Genomic DNA, 814 nt, shown 5'->3' with positions numbered 1-814 from the left:
GTTGTCGATATGTATGGGAGATTCTTCGTTCTGAAAATACACCGTTTGATCTACTATCTTTTCCGTCCTTGCATGAAGTTGTATCCTTCCTTGTTGAATGAGCAGCTTTAACTCTTTTCCATAAATCTGTTCTGGCATTGCATGCAACCATTTACCTAACGTACTTTTGCGGTTTGCTGTTAAAAAGCCCACCTTGTCGAAATACCAAAAAATACTCTTCCCGAAAATATGTAACGGTTTATACTGGATCTCACCGCTTGCAGACAGATGCACATCAAAATCATCTGCCAACTCACTGGCAATTTGGGCCCCAGAGTTTCCTGCACCTACAACAAGAACACCCCCTTCCTTGAGATGGTTCTTATTTCGATATTCAGAAGAATGTAATTGTATAACTGCATCACCAAGCTTGTCATGAAAGGAAGGAACTAGTGGCTTCTGAAAAGGACCGGTGGCTACTATAACTTTTTTTGATCTAAACGTACCCTTCGTTGTGGAGACTTCAAAGATTCCATTGTTCATGTTTAATGATGTAACTTGTGTATTGCTTTGAACAGGAAGTTCTAAACGCTTCGCATAATTTTTCAAATAATCGGCAACCTCATTTTTATGTGGTAAACCTTGAGGATCACCTTGAAAGGGAGCACCAGGTAAACTATTATACATTCTTGGCGTAAACAGATGAAGAGAATCATAGCGGTCTCTCCATGAATCACCAACCTCCCTGTGACCATCAAGGATGAGGAAATTCACTGAATTTTGTTTGAGATAGTAAGCAGCCGCAAGCCCGGCCTGACCTCCACCGATGACAATA

The 814-nt window shown here is 40.9% G+C and carries 1 protein-coding gene; it reads right to left on the bottom strand.

Annotated elements, in window-relative coordinates; translation table 11 throughout:
* Positions 1–814, bottom strand: an 814-nt coding sequence (locus C3B52_RS35685) for a flavin-containing monooxygenase (RefSeq protein WP_103111015.1), incomplete at both ends; no start/stop codon positions are given.

It is taken from the genome of Brevibacillus reuszeri (genome assembly GCF_002897295.1).
Lineage (GTDB): Bacteria > Bacillota > Bacilli > Brevibacillales > Brevibacillaceae > Brevibacillus > Brevibacillus reuszeri_A.
This window is presented reverse-complemented; position numbering and strand designations above follow the sequence as displayed.